We start from the raw sequence: 22525 nt of genomic DNA on the forward strand, positions 1-22525 counted from the left end.
ATTAAGGTGTTCTTTTTTGGTTTTTTGTAAAGTTATTGTAAATGATAAGTACAATGCATTAGGTGTAATGTATAATTCGAATGTATTGAAATACAAATATTATAGAGGTGTTATACATGATAATTACTTTGAATTTTTAAAAGAGTCGGTTTGATAATAGTTTATGTAGATAAACAGTTTTTACGTTTCTTTTAAATACTTGGTTTAAATGGATTAGATTAAGTAACTATTGTTCTAGCTTTTTGATAATCAAGACAACTGAAGAAAGGAAGGAATCATTTTATGAAAAAATTAAGGCTGCTAACATTTGAAAATATAGTAGAACCCCTTTTAAATGAAAAGGTATCATTTATATACTTTCCTATTGAATGGCTGGACATCGTAGAGATACATTATAAGACATTTTTATTAACGAGTAAGTTGAAACGTTTGAATGAAAGATTGTATGATATGTTTTCGGATATATTGTTTATTCAGCATAACCCGTACGTATTAAATGAAAATACACCATGGATTGTATCGAAAGAGCCTATTAGACAAGAGCAGCTCGATTATATTTTTCAAAGTTGGTATGAGATTATTCATGATTGGAAACCAAATAGATTAGTAGAACCACCAAAATATGAATGGCAATCCGATTTGATTTCTAATTTGCCAGTACTACATGATAATGAAACGTATTCTAAGTGGGTGCCCGCTTTAATCTCACATATTTTTTGTGAGCGTCCTATATATTTAGAAAATACAAATGAAGAAGAAATCTATTTTTCCCCTCTTAGATCACAAAATATTTGTGAGGCGATGTCTGGGCCGATAAAAGATGAAAAAACACAAGATTTTTTCTCCTATGTATATCGATTCGAATGCATAACCCGCGGTGGTGAGAACGCTCCATTATTAAATATTTCAATAGGAATTCGGAGATTTTATCAAGAATATAATCATCCAGATATTCCTTTACTTTTAAGACGAAAACGAGGCATGATATTGATTTCTACCTCAGAGTTTGCGTCAAATAATAAAAAAATACGGTTTGTAAAACTAAAAATACAACAAGCTACAACCGGCATGAAATGGATTAAGATATTTAGAAATTTAAAAGATGATTTTCAAATAGGGGGAGAGGTGGATTTAGACCATATTCTCCAATATCCGAAAGATTATATTGTAGGGGAAAATAAAAGGGTGTTATTTCCATACAATGAGAGAATTTATAAAGTTCGAGGTACTAAAATAGAACCGGGTATAACAGTAAAGGAAAGAGAGTATTTATTTAAAGAATTTCAGCGTAACTTCTCTTATTTCACAATACTTCCAGAATGTAAAAAGGTAGCAACAAATAACAAAAATGAATTATTTCCTTTATTTGCACCAAAAGGATTAGAGACATTAACATTAGAAGTTTGGTCTGAAAATATAGCGCTGGAAATAGAACAAGCATTACTTGATAGCAAAATTGTTTTGACTAAAGTTGGTGAAAATTCTTATGTATTGAATACAGATTTTCCGGTGTTATTAAAGATTGTGAGATACAATATTGAAAAGGTGTTACAAAATCCATATAAAATGCAATATTGCCAAAAATATAAAACAAATCTTGTAGATGATGTTAAGAAAGCTGTCTATGCTACCGCGGGTGAGCGCAGTGATGCGACATTAGCATTAATCGCAATGAAAAATTGTGATGGACGCGAAAAAATTGATCCAAAACAAATCATTAGAGAGGGATTTGCAAGAACAAACCGTATTTCAACATTTATTAATTTATTTATAGGACAAAATGTATCTCGTAAAACAATTGTAAATAGTGTTTTTAGTCTATTAGAACAAAAAGGATTTTTGAAGCGTAGTTGGAATAAGATAAATTTACCTTGTACATATGTTAGTTTATCAATTGAACGAATATCGAAATTCGATTTCTTACCTATTTTTTCAAAAATAAAAGGAAAAGAAATTTTATATAAATTATATGGGAGTACAGAGTGGCAAACGATTGATTACGTATTATTAAATATAAATAAACATAATGCATTTTTACCACAACCATCAAAGAGAAATGATATGGGGGCTCTTTTTAAACAATATGTTTTCGAAACATTAATGGAAATTGTACAATATGCAAAAGAACAAAATGAACAAGTTTACTTCATTGTAGATGCAAATTTGAGAAAATATTGGATAAAAGAGTTACAAAATAAAGAAATTAATATAGATATTTTACCTGATATTGTTCCAGAGGTCTTAAAGGTTCCAAATTTAAATATTATTAGAATAAATACAGGTTTTGATGTACCAAGTTACGGTGTAATAGAGCGGGATGATGCTCTAGATAGCATTGGCTTATATGCAGATCAAAAAGGGATGTATTATAGCACTGGTGAATATTCACTTAATTGTAGTGGGATTTTTCAGCGATATATACTTGAAATTTTACCATTGGGTGTAAAACCTGTAGAAAGGGATTATATCGCTAAAATGATACATTACATGTGCTGTAATTCTAGTATGCTTTCGAAAAAGAATGTACACATGACATATTCCGTACATATGGAAAAAGTAATGAAGACTTATATTACTGACATAGATGCAAGAGAGTTTAAAGAATTTGATGATGAATTGGATGTAGATGTAGTAAAGGTAGAAAAGAAAGATTCAATTACTCTACTTTAAATACTAGTAAACAAATCCTGCTCGTTATATCGATCAGGATTTGTCATTTTTTTATGTAAATAAGGATATCCTTTGTCAAGTATCTTTTCGTTTACATATTTACTTTATGTGCAGACAGGATTAATATGTTTTTTAGAAATACAAAAACTATATCATATGGAAAAAGATTTTTATTAATTGAAAAAATTTGAAAGGAATGGGGAATTGTGAAGAAATTAGATGTGCTCTTAATGCTATTGAGCGGCCTCTTTCCAATTGCAGGACTTACAAAGCAAATCCCTCTAGAACAATCTATATATATTGGAGGGCTTTTATTTTTTACTAGTTTCGGTAGTTATTTTGCTAAAAAGATGTATTCACGTATATGCAGCTGGATAGCGTATGCGCCATTTATAACATTACTGTTAGTTATTTGGCATCAGGATATTTCAACAAGTTCAATCATAACAAATGCAAAAATTGCTGCATGTGTCGCGTTAATTCCATGTTTATTCCGTTTTCGTACATATGGACTTACTTTGGGCTTATTCTCATTATGGGCCGCTTTACTATGGGATATAAAAGAAGTACAGTCGTTAGTCATACTTGAACGCATAACGAGTTTAATGACAAGCCATTATGTATATATATTACTATTAATTGGAGGACTTGTATTAGGAGGATTACTTGCGATGTTCATTCACCGCAAAGAGAAAGATAATAATAAAGAAAATATAAATCTACTTGGACCAAAAAAGAAACGCAAAAGATTATCAATTAAGATTAGACTTCCAAGATTGCCGAAATTAAAGATGAAACTATTTAAGTTTGGTGGGAAAGAATCTAAAAGTAAAATGGCAGAAAAGAACCATGAGTATAAGTACGAAGAACCAGTTGCAACATATGAAATGACAGAGCAAATAGATCCATACAAAGAAAATGCAGTTCAAGGTCAAACAAGGATGGAACGCCGAAGAAATAGGTATAATGCATAATGAAGTTTAATAACCCCGTAATGACTTATCTTAATATTGATAAATCATTACGGTTTTTTTATGTAATGAAATGAAGGTTGCTATTGCGGAGGGGAACAGCATATTTTATAGGTAGGAACCAAAATGAAATAAGGGGAGGATAAAATGCTTATCATTACATATATATCTGCTTGTATATTATTCTTAGTTAGCTTTTTACATGTATATTGGGCTTTCGGAGGTAATTGGGGGACAAATAGTGTTATTCCAACTAAATCAGGGGAAAAGGCGTTTACACCTCGCGCCGGAATGACATTGTTCATTGCATTATTATTAAGTATGGCAGCAATAATTTTGTTGCAACAAGCAAATATTGTTCATTTTGCAGTTCCTAATGTTATTATTCAAGTCGGTTCCTGGATTTGTATGATCGTCTTTTCTATTAGAGTAATTGGTGAATTTAACTATTTTGGTATCTTTAAACGCCAAAAAGATACGCACTTTGCAAGAATGGATACCGGTTTATATATTCCACTTTGTGCATTTTTATCTTTATCTTTTTTATTAGCAATAATTTTGTGAGTGAATAATAGTAGTTTCCGTTCTCAAAATATATGTAAACGTGAGAAATCTAAGAGTAAATAAAAAGGATGTAAGCGCCTTCTTGTCGAAAGGTAAATTATTATGAAAGGCGGTGACACTATGAAGTATGTAAAAGTTAGTATGAATGGTGGAAGTGAACATAAATTCTCAATGACTTTAGATCGGTTTGAAGAACTTATTACTACAGAGAATGGGATATTAGAAAATAAATTAGTATGTATTGAAAATGTAATGATTAATCCTACTAATATATCTTCTGTAGTTGAAAAAATTGGTGTACCGGCTAAGTTTATGGAAGCTTAAAATCGTTAGATAAAAAACATCCATTGAGGATGTTTTTTAATTTATAAATATGAAATTGTACAGTGAATATTTGAGTAGATTTTTTAGCAATGACTATGCATATATTAAGTACCTGAACATGGTGCTTAATACATGCACGAAATAATAAGTACAAGCATATATTATGTAGTAGGACAAGATCTTCGTGTCCTACTTAATACTCAGAAAAAACCTCTAATCACATAAGAGCAGCCAATTGCAGGGTGCTCTTATTTTTTATGAAAATCTACTATGAGCCTTATTTTATAGTAGGATGCAATAATAAAGGGCTATTTTGAAATAGTGTTTTTTAGCCTTTAATTTTAAATTTATCTTTAACGTTAATAAATATTAAAAATAATATGATAGCAGAAATTAAGTTAGATAAGTAGAAATTTTGATGAAACAGTAGTTCAAAGATGACATCGAAAGTAACGAATAAGGCAATAGCAGGTAGTATGCAAATAAATATAAATCTCCAATTTTTTAAGTAATGTTTATAATTTGTAAGTACTTTATCCATAAATATAGCTCCTATATTTTTGTTTTTATATAATTATACATTTAGATACAAGGATTTTCAAAGTAAAAATATTTAGCAATTCAAAAATATAAGGAGAGCTTTTGTTGAAAATCCAGATTGCTGTAGTAATCTGAATTTGACTTTAAAGAACTATACTAAAATGATACACTATAATCTACGTTATTTTTGAAATGAATAGAGGGATTTGTGTGATAGATAAAATTAAAAATGCTGTAGAGGATATGTACGAAGATGAGGCTAAAGGTTTACTTCAAAGTATTCTCATACAGTTAAACTTATTAAAAGAAAACTATAGTGAAGATACAATTAAAAATTTGATGGATATTCCGAAACAATTAACAAGTAATCCTACTTATAAAAGGAATGTAAAAGAAAGTACGCACGTACATATTGCTTTTGATGATTCAACGGCTGGTTGCTTGAAATATATGTTAAGTCAAGAAGAATTATTTGAAGAGAGTGTTGTTGCTTTTTCGGAATTCTTTTCAATTGGACCGATATATAAGTTGCATACGAATGAGGGGCAACTAGCAAGACAGAAGTGGTTAATAAATAACTTAACTGCATATGATAGTTATTTTGAAGAAGAATATTTATTAAGATTTATAGCAACTATAGAAGAACTACATACTATTCCTGTTGAAACGCCTATTACAATTTGGAGGGCTGATAATGCACATGAACATGTAGGTCTAAGTTTTGTAATAGCACAATTAAAGGATAAGAAAAACATTCGAATAATTAATACGTCTGAAGCAAGCAGAGAAATATTAAAACAAGAGTATGATATTCGTGGAACGGGAGAATTACCACCTGAAAGTTTAGCTCTATTCCAAAAAAGTTTTATAAAGTTACCTTATTTAACTGAAGAGAAGCGCATGAAGTTTGAACATGAGTGGAATAGATTATCGGAAAGCATAGAATGTTTAAGAGTGTGGAAAGAAAATGAAGTGCATTCTGTACAGGAAGATTATTTTGATCAATTTATAATTGAATGCGCGAAAAGTGTGGGTGCTGATCGAGAGTTCCTCAAAGCTCCTAGAGTAATTGGTGAAGCACTTGGTCTTGTTGAACAATTGGTTGGAGATACTTACTTAGAATATCGCTTGAAACAATTAATTAAACAAGAAGTATTTGAATTTGAAGGTTCGTTAGATGAAATGCGTTTTTATAGTGTGAAGTTAAGGAGATGATAAAAATATTCTATTTTTAAAAAACTCGTATTTTTAATAATACGAGTTTTTTAAGTTGAATTTGGGCTATACATAAGCTTCCCAGAGAGGGCATATCACATATGAATGATAAAGGTAATGAATGAAAAGAAGGTGATTTGTTAATATGTATAACCAACAAAATTATCCATATGATCAAGCGATGTATTATAATCCACATGACTACGGGTATGAACCTACAAATGAAGTGAGAGATATTGAACAAGAAGATTACAGACCAGATGATGCGGAGGATGCTCCAACGTCACCACCACCGTCACAAGCGCCATCGTTACCGTCTACATTTGCTTCTCCAGCACAACCAGGCAATATGAAATCATGGATGTGTAACTGTTTAGGAAGATGGGGCTATTTACGTTTACATCGTCCTGGACCTTTTGGAAGGGATTTATGGTTCTTTCCGACTGAAGTGAGAAGAAACGGAGTATCAGGTTACACTTGGCAAGGTGGTCGTCGTCGTAAAGTAAGTTATCGCTATCAACAAATTAGTAATTTTATGTGCTTCGCATAAAGAGAGGTGGGAGAGTAAAACGATTGTACTCTCTCAATTTTTTATTTTTCAATATACGAAGTAAGATTTTGATTAAAAATTTACAATTTTCACGTTTTTATTAGAGTATAATGCATATGTTGGTTGGTTTTCAAAAACAAATGAGAGTGAGGGAATACAATGTCAATGAAAAACAAAGTTGGGTTAAGCATAGAGGATGGCATTAATTTAGCTTCAGCTCAGTTTAAAGAAGATGCGTATGAAATTTATAAAGAATCGCGAAAAAAACAACCTATATTATTTGTAAACCAAGTTGAAATCGGTAAAGAATGGCTCATTACTAGATATGAAGATGCTCTGCCACTTTTAAAAGATAATCGTTTAAAAAAAGATTGGACAAATGTGTTTTCTCAAGATATAAAGAACATGTATCTTTCCGTTGATAATAGTGACCACTTAACAACACATATGCTAAATTCAGATCCACCTAACCACAGTCGTTTACGATCTTTAGTTCAAAAAGCTTTTACACCGAAGATGATTGCACAATTAGACGGAAGAATTCAGAGAATAGCAGATGATTTGATAAGTAATATAGAGCGAAAAGGTACATTAAATCTTGTGGATGATTATTCGTTTCCGTTACCAATTATTGTAATAAGTGAGATGCTCGGTATTCCAAAAGAAGATCAAGCGAAATTTAGAATTTGGTCTCATGCTGTTATTGCATCACCAGAAACACCTGAAGAAATAAAAGAGACCGAAAAACAACTATCTGAGTTTATTACATATCTTCAATATTTAGTTGATATTAAAAGAAAAGAGCCAAAAGAAGACTTGGTGAGTGCTTTAATACTTGCAGAGAGTGAAGGGCATAAACTTAGCGCTCGGGAACTATATTCAATGATAATGCTATTAATTGTCGCAGGACATGAGACGACAGTGAATTTAATTACAAATACGGTATTAGCACTTCTTGAAAATCCAAATCAATTACAGTTATTAAAAGATAATCCAAAACTAATTGATTCGGCTATTGAGGAAGGATTGCGTTATTATTCTCCAGTTGAGGTTACAACTGCAAGATGGGCAGCGGAACCTTTTCAAATTCACCATCAAACAATACAGAAAGGAGATATGGTTATTATTGCATTGGCTTCAGCGAACCGTGATGAAACAGTATTTGAAAATCCAGAAATATTTGATATTACACGGGAGAACAACCGTCACATTGCCTTTGGTCATGGTAGTCATTTCTGCTTAGGAGCTCCACTTGCGAGGTTAGAAGCAAAGATTGCTATTACTACTTTGTTTAATCGAATGCCTGAACTACAAATAAAAGGGAATCGTGAAGAAATTAAATGGCAAGGTAACTATTTAATGCGTTCTTTAGAGGAATTACCTTTAACTTTCTAGAATAGTTAAAAGGAGACATGCATACATCGAAAATGATTTACATAGAGTATGTATGTGTTATTTAAATTCGAAACGGAAGGGTGAAAACATCCCAATGATCAACTAATTCTATTTGTAAGAGATCTTCGTTAAAAAACGAAATATTCTTCTGAATAGGGTTAGTCTGTACATTTATAGAAAAGGGATGTATTTCGCTCTGCGAATATATAGTCTTTTTATATGATTTGTGCTGCCTCCTGTTCAGAACATGAAATAGGAGGCTTTTTTATGTCGACAAATGTAGTAACGAAACAAAACAATGGGGTATCACAAGTATTAAAAAATCGGTTTGTTCAAGGGATTTTAGCATCAGCATTATTTTTACAAATAGGAATATGGGTTCGAAACTTTGCGGTATTACTATATGTAATGGAAATGACAAAAGGTGATGCTTTTGCTATTTCGATGATTTCAGTTGCTGAATTCGCTCCAATTTTTATTTTTTCATTTATTGGCGGTACTTTTGCTGATAGGTGGAAGCCAAAGAAGACAATGATATGGTGTGAAACGTTAAGTTCCATTTCAGTATTCGCTGTATTAATTACGCTTATGTTTGGAACGTGGAAAATTGTGTTTTTTGTGACACTCATCTCTGCAATCCTTTCACAGTTTTCACAACCATCTGGAATGAAATTGTTTAAACAACATTTATCAACGGAACAAATTCAATTAGCAATGTCTATATATCAAACGATATTTGCAATATTTATGGTATTAGGACCAATACTAGGGACATTTATCTTTCATAGTTTTGGAATTTATATTTCAATCATCATAACAGGTATCTCGTTTTTACTTGCGGCAGTTGTATTGTTATTTCTTCCGAAAGATCTTGAAAACGACGTAGAAAAGAAGGATATCACTCTGTTGCAAGAGATGAAGGATGGTATTAAGTATGTCAAAAAGAAAAAAGCATTAACTTTGCTAGGGCTTTGTTTTATGGCTGCAGGACTAGGTATAGGATTAATTCAGCCATTAGGTATATTTATTGTGACTGAGCAGTTAGGATTATCAAAAGAGAGTTTACAGTGGCTACTAACAGTAAATGGTGCGGGAATGATTGTTGGCGGAGCATTAGCAATGGTATTTGCGAAAAATGTTGCTCCGCAAAAGATGTTAATTATCGGTATGCTTGGTCAAGCAATTGGTATTGGCATTATAGGATATTCTACAAATTTATGGGTGACACTTACAGCGCAGCTTTTTAGTGGTTTAGCTCTTCCTTGTATCCAAATTGGTATAAATACACTTATTATTCAAAATAGCGATACCGATTTTATAGGTCGTGTAAATGGTATTTTAAGTCCGCTTTTTACCGGTTCAATGGTAGTAACGATGAGTATAGCTGGCTCATTAAAAGAGATGTTTTCATTAAGTATGATGTATGAAGGGACGGCTTTACTTTTTATAATTGGATTATTGTTTATTTTACCTATATACAATTTAAAGCCAGTAATAGCGGTAGAAAGTGAAATAAGTGGTAAAGGAAGTGCCGTACAAAATGAATCCTAATCCAAATGTTAAATACCCTATTGAAGGAAATCAAAACGTTCAATTTATAAAAAATATAATAACAAAACCTAATATACTTGTTGGTGACTATTCTTATTATGATGCGAAAGATGGAGAAACATTTGAAGATCGAGTATTACATCATTATGAATTTCTTGGAGATCGCCTTATTATTGGAAAGTTTTGTTGTATTGCATCTGGAGTTAACTTTATTATGAACGGAGCCAATCATCGGATGGATGGATTTTCGGCATATCCATTTAATATATTTGGAAATGGGTGGGAGAAGTATACACCTAGTTTGTCTGATTTACCTTATAAAGGTGATACAGTTATAGGAAATGACGTTTGGATTGGTATGGATACAACAATTATGCCCGGAATAAAAATAGGGGATGGTGCAATCATTGCAGCTAAATCTGTTGTGACTAGAGACGTCGCACCATATACAATTGTTGGTGGAAACCCTGCAAATAAAATAAAAGAGAGATTTTCAAATGAAATAATTCAAGAATTATTGCAAATTCAATGGTGGCATTTTGATATTGAAAAAATAACTGGAAATATTGATGCTATTGTACGCGGAGATATTGAACCATTAAGAAAGCTAAAAAGGGAATGAAAAATGGATGACAAATAGTATCATACCTCCGAATTTTGTTAATGATAATAGAACAAGGAGGTGTGATACTATGGCACAAGACGTTTTATGTGAAGTAAACAACTGTAAATTTTGGGCGAACGGTAATAAATGTAGTGCAGAGGCAATTTACGTAGTAAGTCATAAAGGTAAACATGCATCTACAACGGAAGAAACAGATTGCAAAACATTCGATCCAGAAGTGTAAATTTTTTAAGGGTAGCCAAATCGTGGTTGCCCTTTTATTAATGATAGTATTGATAATAAATATCATTTTCATTCATTGTTTTTAACTTTTCTTGTTATTTTTTCATATTTTCTTCATAAGTGATGTAATCCAACTCAATTCATGTTCAATTCGTGATTTACTAAATTCAATGACTTCAGTAATAAAGGGTGAGGTAACCTCTAGAGACTGAATAGCGGTAAGTTGATTATGTAGTACGTTTTGACGTACAGTCAAAATCTCTTTTCTAGCTTCATATTCAAGTTTTTCAAATAGCGCGATACGAACAAGAAATTCTGCATTATTTGTCGCAAGTTTTTCGGGAAACTCTCGTAACATTTCAGAAAAAATTTCTTCTCCTGTTTCTGTTATATCGTACATATTTCGGTTTGGTTTTCCAACTTGTTTATGTATTTTTTTCGTTATAGCACCCATATTTTCAAAGCGCCGAAGGGCAGGGTAAAGCATGTTGTGATTTAACTCAAAATTCTCACCTAAACGATTTTGAACATTTTTTTTGATTTCATATCCATGTTTTGGTCCTGTCGTTAATTCTGCTAGCAGTAAAATGTCAACGTACATAAAAATCCCCCTTATATATTTCTCAAGTTCTCTAATGAAAAATCTCCTTTTGTATATGTTAAAATAACATATGATAGTTTATACAACTTTGAACTGCCGACCTATCACTTTTATTGTAAAAGAAAAGGGAGGAAAGAACTATGGCTTCACCTGAAAATGTTATTTTAGTTCATGAAATTTCAAAGCTGAAAACAAAAGAAGAATTATGGAATCCATATGAATGGTATCGTTTGATGAGGGATAATCACCCAGTTCATTATGATGAAGAGCAGGATGTATGGAATGTTTTTTTATATGATGATGTAAATCGTGTTTTATCAGATTATCGCTTATTTTCAAGTAGAAGGGAGCGCAGACAATTCTCAATCCCTCCTTTAGAAACTAGAATAAATATAAACTCTACAGATCCACCAGAACATCGCAATGTACGTTCCATTGTTTCTAAGGCATTTACTCCAAGAAGTTTAGAACAGTGGAAACCTCGAATACAGGCTATCGCAGATGAACTTGTACAACATATCGAAAAATGTAGTGAAGTTAATATCGTTGAACAGTTTGCTGCACCTTTACCTGTTACCGTTATTTCTGATTTATTAGGAGTCCCAACAACAGATCGTAAAAAAATTAAAGAATGGTCTGATATTTTATTTATGCCGTATAGTAAAGAAAAGTTTAATGATCTGGATGCCGAGAAAGGGATAGCATTAAATGAATTCAAAGCATACCTTTTACCGATTGTTCAGGAAAAGAGATATCATTTAACCGATGATATCATATCTGATTTAATTCGAGCTGAATATGAAGGCGAAAGATTAACCGATGAGGAAATTGTAACCTTTTCATTAGGTTTACTAGCGGCTGGGAATGAAACCACTACAAATTTAATTATTAATAGCTTTTATTGCTTTTTAGTAGATTCACCTGGAATTTATGAAGAGTTAAGAAAAGAACCTAACTTAATTTCAAAAGCGATTGAGGAAGTATTACGCTATCGCTTTCCTGTTACATTGGCCCGGAGGATTACAGAGGATACAAATATATTTGGTCCTTTAATGAAAAAGGATCAGATGATTGTTGCGTGGGTTAGTACAGCGAATTTAGACGAGAAAAAATTTTCACAAGCCTCTCAATTTAATGTACATCGAACAGGAAATGAAAAGCATTTAACCTTTGGGAAAGGTCCTCACTTTTGCTTAGGAGCACCACTTGCACGTTTAGAGGCTGAGATTGCATTAACTACCTTTATAAATACTTTTGAAAAAATAGAGCTATCTCCATCTTTCTGTTTAGAAAAATGTATATTGGAAAATGAACAAACATTAAAATACTTACCTATTCGTTTGAAAGCTAAATAAAAATCTTAACAAGGTGCATACATTTGCATCTTGTTTTTTGTTTCTCAATTGTGAGTTTTCGGTAATTACCTTAATATGGAATTGTATAAAACGTAGAGGAGGATTCTTATGTTGACTTGTAATGGAAGTAAATCATTTCAAAAGTTTATTAAAGGTGTTACAGATCTTATGGAAAACGGTTTATTTGAAGAAGAAATAGTGTGTGGCATTGAAAAGTTACTAGAAGAACTTTTAGAAAAGAAAACATGGCTTCCGTTAGATAAACAGAAGGCCAATTTGACTCAATATGCACGACATTTATTGTATGAAGATCCGCTCAAACGTTTTGAAGTACTAGCTCTCGTATGGAAAGATGGACAATCTACACCTTTACATGATCATGACGGCACATGGGGAGTAGAAGGCGTTTTTTCAGGAAGGATTATGGTGCAGAACTTTATACAAACGAAACAACTTGGAAATTCACTTGTTTATTTAACACATACAGGAAATCTTTATTTGGGAGAAGGAGAAACAGATAAAGTAATTCCGCCAGCGGATTGTCATATTCTTGAAATTAGCAAAAATGAAAGCGTTATTACGATTCATGTCTATGGAAAACGGTTAGAAAAGTTTAAAGTATATATCCCAACTGAAGAAAAAAATGTGCACATGTGTGAGACGAAATACATTAGTTATAATTCATAGTTTAAAATCCAAAGCTTTTTTAAAAAGAAAAGCTTTGGATTTTATTTTTAATTATTTCTTGACCTGAAACGCTTTTCATAAATTATAAATAAGAAGTACCTCACGAGGATTGTATGAAAACGATACCTAATAATTAATTAGAACTCGTGTATTTATAGAAAGTGGTGAAGAAATAATGAAATTAATTGCAATTGATTTAGATGGAACTCTTCTTTCGGGGAATAAAATGATAAGTAAAGAAAATGCAGAAGCAATTCGAACATGTCAAGAAGCTGGCCATGTTGTAGCAATTTGTACAGGACGTTCTATTGTTGACATTGAGCGATTATTGTTAGAAGTTGATTTAGAGTGTCCAATCATTGCGGAAAATGGTGCTCTTATATATAAAGATAAAAAAATGATGAAGAGATATCCAATTCAAAATATGCAGGCACTTGAAATTGTAGAATATCTTGAAGAGAATGGTTTATATTATCAGCTCTATACTGATAAAGGTGTGTATGTACCGGATTATGGAGTAGAGAGTGTACGTAATGAAATTGAGCATGTGAAGAATTCAAAAGAAAATTTCGACTTGAAAGAGTTAGAAACAATCGCAGCATTATATCTTGAGCATACAGCGTTTCATAGTGCGGAAAGTTGTAAACCAATTGTAGAAACAGATATACATGTGCATAAATTATTACCATTTTCTTATGAAATTGAGAAATTAAAAAAACTCAAAGAAACATTTCTTCATAATACAGATTTAGCAATTACATCTTCATATTGGCACAATTTAGAGATTAATCATCGAGATGCTCAAAAAGGGAATGGATTATATACTTTAGCAGAACATCTTAATATTCCGGTTGAAAACACTGTAGCGATAGGTGATGGGCTAAACGATGTTTCTATGATGGAAAAAGCGAACATATCAATTGCAATGGGGAATGCAGTAGAAGAAATAAAAGCAATGTGTAAATACGAAACGTTATCAAATGAAGAACATGGTGTGGCACATGCTTTATATAAATATGTAATGTAATTAAAAAAGAAAAAAGAATCCAAATGGATTCTTTTTTCTTTTTTATTAGGGGTAAGGTATTCTATGAGATTCATAGAAGCCTTATTACATTTTATTATATAGAATATATTGGAATAAATGTTTATATTTTTCATAAAAATTGTGAATATTTTATGAACTTTATACTTATTGCATGTTTATACCGCTATTAGTACCGTGTATGACTCTCAAGTGAAAATTCAGTGAATGTAAGGAGGAATTCAAGTTACTAGACAATAAGTGAGGAATCAACGAAATATATACTAATTAAAGGTATATTCAGTATATATATTCTTTTCTTATTTTAATTGAAAAATAAAATTTGTTCGAATAATTATTCTACAGCTATATACCTACACTAGCTTTCTTCGTATAATGGAGAAGTATGAATTTTAGATTTGTATTAATTTTACATATTGAGGTGAAAAAGGAATGAATTCGCGGCTAATGGAACTTATTGATGTGAGTACAATAGAAACCATGGCAGAACAATTTTATAAATTAACTAATATATCACATCAACTTCTTGATGCTGAAAAAGAATGTGTTTTTTCATTCGGAATGAATGAGATAAAAAAGAGTAAACTTCCAAAGATTGAAATCCCCATTTTCTTATACAATCAACATTTAGGATCTTTTGTTGTATGGTCCAAAAAAAGTGAAATTTTCAGTTGTCAAAAATACTTTGAAATGCTCTCAAGTTTAATTTTAGATAGCGCAATAAAAGTATTTCAAAGTAAAAATACAACGTTGCTTTCTCAGAAAGAGGAGGAACTACATACGATTTTACAAAACATGCCTGTTATGGTCGATGCGCTTGATTATAATGGAGATTTTGTTTTGTGGAATCGAGAATGCGAAATTGTAACAGGTTATACCGCTGAAGAAATAATTGGAAATCCCAATGCACTGCAATTATTGTATCCTGATCATAATTATCGCCATCAAATACAAAAGAAATTTTTAACTTGTGGAAAAAATTTCAGAGATTGGGAAATGCACTTAACATGTAAAAATGGTGAAATCAAAACAATAATGTGGTCGAATATATCAGAACAGTTTCCTGTAACAGGATATAGTTATTGGGCTGTTGGTGTAGATATTACACATTTAAAAGCGATAGAAGAGCAGTTAAAACAACAAACATCTGAACTGGAATTAATTTTTAAAGCTTTACCAGATTTATGTTTTTTAACAGAAGATGATGGCACAATTATAGATTACAAGGCAGGATCTCCTACAAAGTTTTACGTACCCGCAGAAGCTTTTATGGGAAAAAAGTTTTACGAAGTATTACCATCTTCAGTAGCACAGCAGTTTCAGGAAGCCATTAATCAAGTGAAGGAAAAAGGAACGAATGTAATTGTAGAATATCCACTCACACTTAATGGAAGTATTGATTTCTTTGAGGCTAGGTGCTTACCATTATTACATGATAAAATTATGATTATTGTACGCGACATTACAGAGCGAAAAAAGACAGAAGAATTGCTAAATAAATCAGATACGCTTGCAGCAATTGGTCAATTAGCAGCTGGCGTGGCTCATGAAGTAAGAAATCCTTTAACTGTAATTAAAGGTTTTATACAGTTATTTCAAATTAATAAAGAAGATCAAGAAAAATATTTTGATCTTATGCTCTCTGAAATTGAAAGGATAGAAGCAATCCTGCAAGAATTTCTGGCAATTGCTAAAACAGATGAGATAAATACAGAAAAGAAAAATATTTATCAAATTTTTAAAAATGTCGTATCGTTAATGAATACAAAAGCAATTATGACAAATATTCAAGTTGAACTATTTACGGATGACAAAGATATAGTTATTGAATGCTCAGAAAATCAATTGAAACAAGTATTTATTAATATTTTGCAAAATTCAATCGAAGCTATGCCAAATGGTGGGGGAATTTCAATTCACATAAAAGAAATAAATGATGATGGTGTCATCATTCATGTAATAGATGAAGGAATAGGAATACCTGAAGAAAGAATTAAGAGATTAGGTGAACCTTTTTATAGTACGAAAGAAAAAGGGACTGGTATTGGATTAATGTTAAGTTATAAAATTATTGAAAGTCATCAAGGGACAATTAGTATCATGAGCGAGGTTGGTGTCGGGACAACAGTAACTATTTACTTACCGAAAGTACTAAGTAAACAATCTCTTTCTAATTGTGACGACAAATGTATAGCAATACGCACTAGTAGTAATTCTTAAATCAATTAATACCCAATAACAAAGCGATTAGTGAAAACTAAGCTTTTTGTTATTGGGTATTTTTTATATTTAATTTAGTAAACTTTACCTTTTCTTTACCTTTGTTTTAATTTCTATTAAGTTTTAAACATTATATTGATATTTGTACAAAGCAATGTATAGAAATTGTACATTACTTTTAATATAGAAATGTGATTATTATTTGAAATATTGTAAGGAGGAGATTATGACAAGGTGAAAAAGCAAGAGAAGAAAAGTGGTAGAGTAGTACCTCTCCGGTTAAATATTTTATTCCTTTGTGTATTTTTATTATTTTCTGGCATTATTATTCAGTTAGGGAAAGTGCAAATTTTTGATGGAGAAACATATAAAAATGAAGTAGAGAAGAGAGAAAATGCAACCGTTGGTCTTTCTGTACCACGTGGGAAAATATTTGATCGTGAAGGAAATCCAGTAGTTGATAATAAGTCTTTACGTACGATTACATATACAAAGGTGAAAGGTGTAAAGCAAGAAGAAATATTAAAATCAGCAAGACAACTTGCAGACATTATTGAAATGCCGCAAGAAGATATAGACAAGTTAACGGAGACTGATAAGAAAGACTTTTGGATGCAATTAAATCCAGAACTTACTCAAGACTTAGTATCAAAAAAAGAAATAGATAAGTTCCGAGATAAAGATATTACCGGAAAAGAGCTAGACAAAAAAATAGAAGATTTAAAAAGGAAGCGCGTTACAGAAAAAAATCTTCAAGAACTAACGGCTAAAGATATAGAAGTGTTAGCTATTAAAAGTAAAATGACCTCAGGTTTTCAAATGGCACCTCAAATTATTAAAAAGGACGTTAGTGAACAGGAATATGCGGTGATTAGTGAAAATTTAGCGAACCTTCCAGGGGTAGACGCATCAGTTGATTGGGAGAGAATCTATGTAAATGATGGATTATTCCGTTCTGTCCTTGGTAACGTTTCAAATGCTGATGAAGGATTGCCACGTGAACGATTAGATTATTATTTAGTGCGTGATTATAGCCGAAATGATAGAGTTGGCAAAAGTTATATCGAACAGCAATACGAAGATGTACTTCATGGTACAAAAAAAGAAGTAAGAAGCATTGCTGATAAACAAGGAAATACTATTAGAACGGAAACGGTTTCGGAAGGGAAAAGCGGTAAAAATTTAACTTTAACAATAGATATGGAATTGCAAAAAAAAGTAGAGGAGAGCATAGAAAAAATATTAAAACAATATAAAGGATCAGAATCAATGTTAGACCGTGCTTTCGTAGTAATGATGAATCCGAAAAATGGCCAAGTATTATCGATGGCTGGGAAAAGGCTTGTAGAAAAAGACGGGAAAATGGAAGTTGAAGATTATGCTTTAGGCACGCTGACAAGTTCATATGAGCTTGGATCAACGGTTAAAGGTGCGACAGTGTTAACAGGGTTTGAAACAAATGCAATAACTCCTGGAACACATTTTTATGATGCACCTATGAAATTTAAAGGAACTAAGGAAAAGAAGTCTTGGAAAAATTTTGGTGATATAGACGATCTAAGAGCGTTACAAGTTTCTTCAAACGTTTATATGTTTAATATAGCATTAAAAATTGCTGGCGTGGGTTATGTGAAAAATAGTTCACTAGATATTAAACAAGAATATTTTGATAAAATGAGGTATTATTTCAGGCAATTTGGACTAGGTGTACAAACTGGTATTGATTTACCAAATGAAACTGCAGGGCAAATTGGAAGAAAAGATAATCAGCCTGGTTTCTTATTAGATTATTCTATTGGACAATATGATACGTATACACCACTTCAGCTTGCACAATATATTTCTACTATCGCAAATGGAGGGTATCGAATGAAGCCACAAATTGTTCAAGAGATTAGAGAACAAACCGTTCAAAAAGATGAGGTTGGTAAAGTAGTACAATCAATAGAACCCGTTGTTTTAAATAGAATCGATATGAAACAAGAATATATTAATCAAGTAAAAGAAGGATTTAGAAAAGTATTTCAAGAAGGAGATGGAACGGGAGTAAGAGCGTTCCAAAAAGCACCATATAAACCAGCTGGTAAAACAGGGACCGCACAAACTGTATATGGTGGAGAAAATGAAATTGGGCGAAATGCGAAAGGCGATCGTAGAGAATGTTATAACTTAACATTAGCTGGATATGCGCCATATGATGATCCAGAAGTAGCATTTTCTGTTGTAGTACCGTGGGTTGAAAATGATAAATCGGGCATTAACTCCGATATTGGAAAAGAAGTTTTAGATGCTTATTTTGATTTGAAAAATAAGCGATTAACTGGTGAAGCGCCAAAAACAGATGTCTCTAAAGAGAATTAAAATGTACGAAACGTCTCTAGCATTCCTGTAAACTAGAGGCGTTTTTATCTGGGAATAGATTAGAAATGAGGTATATATGAAGCTGTTTATTCTAAAATATTGGAGGAACATATGTAGCTACATATTCATTATAATAGGGGTTATTTTTATTAATAAGTCCTTTTTATTTTGTATGGTAGAAGGAATTTCGATGCAACCTACTTTGAATGAAAAAGATTATATACTTGTTAATAAGGTAAACATCTGTTTATCGTCTTTTCATCATGGAGATGTTGTCATTATAAAAAAAGAAGACGAGCCTACTTACTATGTGAAACGAATTATTGGATTATCGGGGGATAACATACAACTAAAAGAGGATGAGGTATTTATTAACGGTAAAAAGCGTGATGAGTCGTATATACATTTAGATATGTCACAAGTATCCAATCGTTTTTCAAATTTTAGAGAAATAAAAGTTCCTACGCATAAATTATTTGTGTTAGGTGATAATCGTAATCATAGTAAAGATAGTAGGAATACACTTGGACTTATTGATGAATCAAATATAATAGGTAAAGTAGAAATGGTATTTTATCCATTTGATCATATAAAATGGATAAAATAATTCTATTAACGATTCACATTTTATAAAATAAATCATATATTGATAGCATAGGACAAGCAAAAACGCTTGTTCTAACCTCACAGAACACTCCTTATCACGGTTAGGCATCTACATAGGTAGATGCTTTTTTTATGTTGATGACTGAAAATTATTTATCAATATAATGTAGCAAGCATATTAGGACTATTAAGGGAAGATTACTTGTACAAATAACAGTATGCTTAATTAAAACAATGAAATGTAAGGAGTGAGGAATAAGTGCTAAATATTTTAGTGGTTAATTTTCCAGCAGAGGGACATGTAAACCCTACATTAAATTTAGTAAAAGCCTTTACTGAACGAGGGGATAACGTACATTATATTACAACGGCAAACTTTAAGGATAGAATTGAAGATTTAGGAGCTACTGTACATACTCATCCGGATCTATTAAAAGAGATTTCTATTGATGCTGAAACCTCATCTGGGTTAAATGCTTTCTTTCATATGCATGTTCAGACTTCTTTATATATATTAGAAATTACGAAACAATTATGTGAAAGTATAAATTTTGATTTCGTAATGTATGATATATTTGGCGCAGGAGAGTTAGTAAAGGAGTATTTACAAGTTCCAGGTGTAGTGTCCTCACCTATATTTTTAATTCCGCCAGAATTTTTGAAGACATTACCTTTTCATCCAAATGCAGATATGCCATTCCAACCAGAGGAAATCTCTGAAAAATTACTAAATCAGATGGAACATAAATTTGGAGTAAAACCAAAGAATAATCTTCAATTTATGAATAATAAAGGTGATGTTTGTCTCGTATACACAAGTCGTTATTTCCAACCTAATAGCGAATCGTTCGGAGAAAATAACATTTTTATTGGACCGAGTATTTCAAAGCGTAAAACAAATATAAAATTTCCACTGGAATCACTTAAAGAAAAGAAAGTTATTTACATTTCAATGGGAACACTGCTTGAAGGACTCGAACCATTCTTTAATACTTGTATTGATACTTTTTCAGATTTTGATGGGATAGTTGTAATGGCAATTGGTGATAGAAATGATATTTCAAAAATAAAGCAAACGCCAGATAATTTTATAATTGCTCCATACGTACCTCAATCAGAAATATTAAATGAAGCAGATGTTTTTATTACACATGGCGGTATGAATAGCGTACACGATGCCATTCATTATAATGTCCCATTTGTAATAATACCGCATGATAAAGATCAGCCTATGATAGCGCAAAGATTAACTGAACTGGAAGCAGCACATAGACTATTGAAAGAACATGTTAATGTGTACACTTTAAAAGAGGCCGTAACAGATGTACTTTCAAATGAAAAGTATAAACATGGTATAAGAAAACTTAATGATAGCTTTTTAGAATGTGGTGGTTCAAAAGAAGCCATTGCAGTTATTGAATCTCTTTTAAATAAAGTAAAACTTTAATTGGTGGGGCTTTACTGCCTGCAAATAGCGGGATAAATAGTCGTAACTGTATACAAGCATAGAGGTTCTCACCTTTATGCTTGTGTATTCTTATCCAGCAAATTGTACAGCAGTATTTGCATGTAAAAAAGCAGTATCAAAAACGGGAACAGTAAGATCATTTTGGGAGATGAGTAAAGGTATTTCAGTGCAGCCTAATAATATACCTTCAGCGCCGTTTTGAATTAATGATTTTGTAATTTGTAATAACCTTTTTTTAGATGTTTCTGAAATGATCCCTCTACTTAATTCATCTAATATGACATGGTGGATAAAAGTTCTTTCCTCGTCATTTGGGATAATTGTCTCAATGTTATATTTCGCTAATCGTGATTTATAGAAATCTTGCTCCATTGTTTGTTTTGTTCCTAATAGTCCGATACGTTTTATATTCTGTTCTACCATTTCTTTAGCACTTACATCACCAATGTGAAGAAGCGGGATAGATATTGCTTGTTCTACCTCCTCGGCAAATAGATGTACAGTATTTGAACACATTAATAAACATTCAGCCCCAGATTTTTCAACTTTCTTTGCAACTGTAACTAGTTCATTTTTCACTTCTTCATATTGATAGTTTTGTAATAAAGTAGTTACTTCACCAAAGTCCATACTATATAAAATTAGCTTCGCATTTTGATCGTATTGAGAGAGTGTAAGTGTATTAATATGTTTATAGTATAATGATGTAGATTCCCAACTTAATCCTCCAATCAAACCAATAACTTTCATAATGCATTCCTCCCGAAACGATTTTGAATTCATTATTTCACAATTCCGATAAGAATACAATGATTTAAATGCGCTATTTAATAAAAAATAAAAATAGTAAGAAAAGTTTTGAAATTTACATTCTTTAGTGCCATAATACGAATTACAAATTAATACTTATCCAGAGAGGTGGAGGGAACGGCCCTAAGAAACCTCAGCAACCCCTATGCAATTTTATAGGAAGGTGCTAATTCCGCAGAGGACACGATGTGTTTTTTGAAAGATAAGAGGATTCTTGAAAGTGAAAGAAAATGACCTCTTATGTAAGAGGTCATTTTTTTGTTGTATAGAAAGGGAGTGTCGATGCATAATTCATTTTTAAATTAAATATAGAGTAATAAAAGTTGACTAATATGAGAGGGGAATTGTCATGAACAAATTATCAACAAAGTTAGTAGTAGCAATTGGTATTGGAGCAGCATTATACGGGATATTAGGACTTTGGGGGTTTTCTATTGCACCGAATACATTTATTAAACCTGCATTAGCTATATTAACTGTTTTTGGAGCATTATTTGGTCCAGTGGCAGGACTGTTAATCGGACTTATCGGTCATACCGTAACAGATACGATTGCTGGCTGGGGTATTTGGTGGGGCTGTTATCCTACCTTATTAAATTGTCCACTACACTAAGTTAAAAAAGAATTAAAAAACACAGTGATGTGTATTTTTTTTTGCCCTAAAAAATTAACCTATGTTAAAAAATGTCCAGTATGGTAATATGTTAATTAAGGTTATTTCTGGAAGTTATAGGGGAGTTTTAGA

20 protein-coding genes, 1 pseudogene and 1 riboswitch are annotated in these 22525 nt (G+C 31.8%); of the genes and pseudogenes, 18 read left to right on the forward strand and 3 right to left on the reverse strand.

What is annotated here, in order from left to right:
* Positions 1–282 precede the first annotated feature (282 nt).
* The 4 genes from V6946_RS13550 to V6946_RS13565 all read left to right on the forward strand — a co-directional run bounded on the left by V6946_RS13550 (position 283) and on the right by V6946_RS13565 (position 4529).
* Positions 283–2670 carry an RNaseH domain-containing protein gene (locus tag V6946_RS13550; protein ID WP_006926093.1) on the forward strand — a complete coding sequence of 796 codons (2388 nt, stop codon included), beginning with the start codon at positions 283–285 and terminating at the stop codon, positions 2668–2670.
* A 206-nt stretch (positions 2671–2876) separates the two neighbouring features.
* Entirely contained in the window at positions 2877–3644 is a 768-nt protein-coding gene (locus tag V6946_RS13555) for a DUF3959 family protein (RefSeq protein WP_006926091.1), read from the forward strand.
* Between the two features lie 144 nt (positions 3645–3788).
* A complete protein-coding gene (locus V6946_RS13560) occupies positions 3789–4205 on the forward strand; it encodes a DUF3995 domain-containing protein (protein ID WP_000905571.1) in 417 nt (138 codons plus the stop codon).
* 120 nt (positions 4206–4325) lie between these two features.
* The gene (locus tag V6946_RS13565; RefSeq protein ID WP_000878369.1) at positions 4326–4529 is read left to right on the forward strand and encodes a hypothetical protein; all 204 of its coding nucleotides are present in this window, start codon (positions 4326–4328) and stop codon (positions 4527–4529) included.
* A 328-nt stretch (positions 4530–4857) separates the two neighbouring features.
* Here V6946_RS13565 and V6946_RS13570 read toward each other — a convergent pair whose 3' ends face one another.
* Positions 4858–5070 (reverse strand): hypothetical protein, encoded by a 213-nt coding sequence (locus V6946_RS13570; RefSeq protein ID WP_000362067.1) that lies wholly within the window; start codon positions 5068–5070, stop codon positions 4858–4860.
* A 209-nt stretch (positions 5071–5279) separates the two neighbouring features.
* Here V6946_RS13570 and V6946_RS13575 point away from each other — a divergent pair, with 209 nt between their 5' ends.
* From V6946_RS13575 to V6946_RS13600, 6 genes are all read left to right on the forward strand, one after another.
* Entirely contained in the window at positions 5280–6284 is a 1005-nt protein-coding gene (locus V6946_RS13575) for a DUF1835 domain-containing protein (protein ID WP_006926088.1), read from the forward strand.
* Between the two features lie 145 nt (positions 6285–6429).
* A complete protein-coding gene (locus tag V6946_RS13580) occupies positions 6430–6834 on the forward strand; it encodes a hypothetical protein (protein WP_000282680.1) in 405 nt (134 codons plus the stop codon).
* Between the two features lie 159 nt (positions 6835–6993).
* On the forward strand, positions 6994–8229 hold the full coding sequence (locus V6946_RS13585) for a cytochrome P450 (RefSeq protein WP_000062124.1): 1236 nt from the start codon (positions 6994–6996) through the stop codon (positions 8227–8229).
* A 267-nt stretch (positions 8230–8496) separates the two neighbouring features.
* Positions 8497–9780, forward strand: coding sequence for an MFS transporter (locus tag V6946_RS13590; RefSeq protein WP_000106396.1), 1284 nt, complete (start codon positions 8497–8499; stop codon positions 9778–9780).
* Positions 9770–10402 carry a Vat family streptogramin A O-acetyltransferase gene (locus V6946_RS13595; protein WP_001069247.1) on the forward strand — a complete coding sequence of 211 codons (633 nt, stop codon included), beginning with the start codon at positions 9770–9772 and terminating at the stop codon, positions 10400–10402. The genes V6946_RS13590 and V6946_RS13595 overlap by 11 nt, the downstream gene beginning before the upstream one ends.
* A gap of 70 nt (positions 10403–10472) precedes the next feature.
* A complete protein-coding gene (locus V6946_RS13600) occupies positions 10473–10628 on the forward strand; it encodes a DUF1540 domain-containing protein (protein ID WP_000046095.1) in 156 nt (51 codons plus the stop codon).
* Between the two features lie 102 nt (positions 10629–10730).
* On the opposite strand, the gene V6946_RS13605 is transcribed toward V6946_RS13600, so the two are convergent.
* Complete coding sequence (locus V6946_RS13605) at positions 10731–11228, reverse strand: PadR family transcriptional regulator (RefSeq protein ID WP_000289121.1); 498 nt, start codon at positions 11226–11228, stop codon at positions 10731–10733.
* 140 nt (positions 11229–11368) lie between these two features.
* Between V6946_RS13605 and V6946_RS13610 the strand changes: the two genes are divergently transcribed.
* From V6946_RS13610 to V6946_RS13640, 7 genes are all read left to right on the forward strand, one after another.
* Positions 11369–12583 carry a cytochrome P450 gene (locus tag V6946_RS13610; protein ID WP_006915243.1) on the forward strand — a complete coding sequence of 405 codons (1215 nt, stop codon included), beginning with the start codon at positions 11369–11371 and terminating at the stop codon, positions 12581–12583.
* 108 nt (positions 12584–12691) lie between these two features.
* Entirely contained in the window at positions 12692–13270 is a 579-nt protein-coding gene (locus tag V6946_RS13615; protein ID WP_366981569.1) for a cysteine dioxygenase family protein, read from the forward strand.
* A 175-nt stretch (positions 13271–13445) separates the two neighbouring features.
* Positions 13446–14297: a Cof-type HAD-IIB family hydrolase gene (locus V6946_RS13620; RefSeq protein ID WP_000766385.1), complete on the forward strand. Its 852-nt coding sequence runs from the start codon at positions 13446–13448 to the stop codon at positions 14295–14297.
* Positions 14298–14747: 450 nt separating this feature from the next.
* On the forward strand, positions 14748–16535 hold the full coding sequence (locus V6946_RS13625) for a PAS domain-containing sensor histidine kinase (protein ID WP_016122581.1): 1788 nt from the start codon (positions 14748–14750) through the stop codon (positions 16533–16535).
* Positions 16536–16769: 234 nt separating this feature from the next.
* Positions 16770–18896 (forward strand): penicillin-binding protein 2, encoded by a 2127-nt coding sequence (locus V6946_RS13630; RefSeq protein ID WP_006915250.1) that lies wholly within the window; start codon positions 16770–16772, stop codon positions 18894–18896.
* A gap of 76 nt (positions 18897–18972) precedes the next feature.
* A complete protein-coding gene (gene lepB, locus V6946_RS13635; protein WP_033691641.1) occupies positions 18973–19503 on the forward strand; it encodes a signal peptidase I in 531 nt (176 codons plus the stop codon).
* Between the two features lie 258 nt (positions 19504–19761).
* Positions 19762–20949: a macrolide family glycosyltransferase gene (locus tag V6946_RS13640; RefSeq protein WP_006915255.1), complete on the forward strand. Its 1188-nt coding sequence runs from the start codon at positions 19762–19764 to the stop codon at positions 20947–20949.
* Positions 20950–21039: 90 nt separating this feature from the next.
* Here the strand turns inward: V6946_RS13640 and V6946_RS13645 are convergent, their stop codons facing one another.
* Positions 21040–21720 carry an aspartate/glutamate racemase family protein gene (locus V6946_RS13645; protein ID WP_000864374.1) on the reverse strand — a complete coding sequence of 227 codons (681 nt, stop codon included), beginning with the start codon at positions 21718–21720 and terminating at the stop codon, positions 21040–21042.
* A 153-nt stretch (positions 21721–21873) separates the two neighbouring features.
* Positions 21874–21989, forward strand: a riboswitch (SAM riboswitch).
* A gap of 140 nt (positions 21990–22129) precedes the next feature.
* On the opposite strand from V6946_RS13645, the pseudogene V6946_RS13650 reads away from it, so the two are divergent.
* A pseudogene (locus V6946_RS13650) lies at positions 22130–22357 on the forward strand (ECF-type riboflavin transporter substrate-binding protein); the annotation flags it as partial.
* Positions 22358–22525 lie beyond the last annotated feature (168 nt).

Source organism: Bacillus sp. PPSBB_2 (assembly GCF_045291115.1).
GTDB classification, from domain to species: domain Bacteria; phylum Bacillota; class Bacilli; order Bacillales; family Bacillaceae_G; genus Bacillus_A; species Bacillus_A cereus.

What these genes read in the sequence shown, in the direction of transcription:
- V6946_RS13585 (WP_000062124.1), top strand. Translation starts at nt 6,994, where the DNA reads ATGTCAATGAAAAACAAAGTTGGGTTAAGCATAGAGGATGGCATTAAT.
- V6946_RS13570 (WP_000362067.1), bottom strand. Translation starts at nt 5,070, where the DNA reads ATGGATAAAGTACTTACAAATTATAAACATTACTTAAAAAATTGGAGA.
- V6946_RS13615 (WP_366981569.1), top strand. Translation starts at nt 12,692, where the DNA reads ATGTTGACTTGTAATGGAAGTAAATCATTTCAAAAGTTTATTAAAGGT.
- V6946_RS13605 (WP_000289121.1), bottom strand. Translation starts at nt 11,228, where the DNA reads ATGTACGTTGACATTTTACTGCTAGCAGAATTAACGACAGGACCAAAA.
- V6946_RS13610 (WP_006915243.1), top strand. Translation starts at nt 11,369, where the DNA reads ATGGCTTCACCTGAAAATGTTATTTTAGTTCATGAAATTTCAAAGCTG.
- V6946_RS13560 (WP_000905571.1), top strand. Translation starts at nt 3,789, where the DNA reads ATGCTTATCATTACATATATATCTGCTTGTATATTATTCTTAGTTAGC.
- V6946_RS13565 (WP_000878369.1), top strand. Translation starts at nt 4,326, where the DNA reads ATGAAGTATGTAAAAGTTAGTATGAATGGTGGAAGTGAACATAAATTC.
- V6946_RS13645 (WP_000864374.1), bottom strand. Translation starts at nt 21,720, where the DNA reads ATGAAAGTTATTGGTTTGATTGGAGGATTAAGTTGGGAATCTACATCA.
- V6946_RS13590 (WP_000106396.1), top strand. Translation starts at nt 8,497, where the DNA reads ATGTCGACAAATGTAGTAACGAAACAAAACAATGGGGTATCACAAGTA.
- lepB (WP_033691641.1), top strand. Translation starts at nt 18,973, where the DNA reads ATGAAGCTGTTTATTCTAAAATATTGGAGGAACATATGTAGCTACATA.
- V6946_RS13580 (WP_000282680.1), top strand. Translation starts at nt 6,430, where the DNA reads ATGTATAACCAACAAAATTATCCATATGATCAAGCGATGTATTATAAT.
- V6946_RS13595 (WP_001069247.1), top strand. Translation starts at nt 9,770, where the DNA reads ATGAATCCTAATCCAAATGTTAAATACCCTATTGAAGGAAATCAAAAC.
- V6946_RS13550 (WP_006926093.1), top strand. Translation starts at nt 283, where the DNA reads ATGAAAAAATTAAGGCTGCTAACATTTGAAAATATAGTAGAACCCCTT.
- V6946_RS13620 (WP_000766385.1), top strand. Translation starts at nt 13,446, where the DNA reads ATGAAATTAATTGCAATTGATTTAGATGGAACTCTTCTTTCGGGGAAT.
- V6946_RS13600 (WP_000046095.1), top strand. Translation starts at nt 10,473, where the DNA reads ATGGCACAAGACGTTTTATGTGAAGTAAACAACTGTAAATTTTGGGCG.
- V6946_RS13625 (WP_016122581.1), top strand. Translation starts at nt 14,748, where the DNA reads ATGAATTCGCGGCTAATGGAACTTATTGATGTGAGTACAATAGAAACC.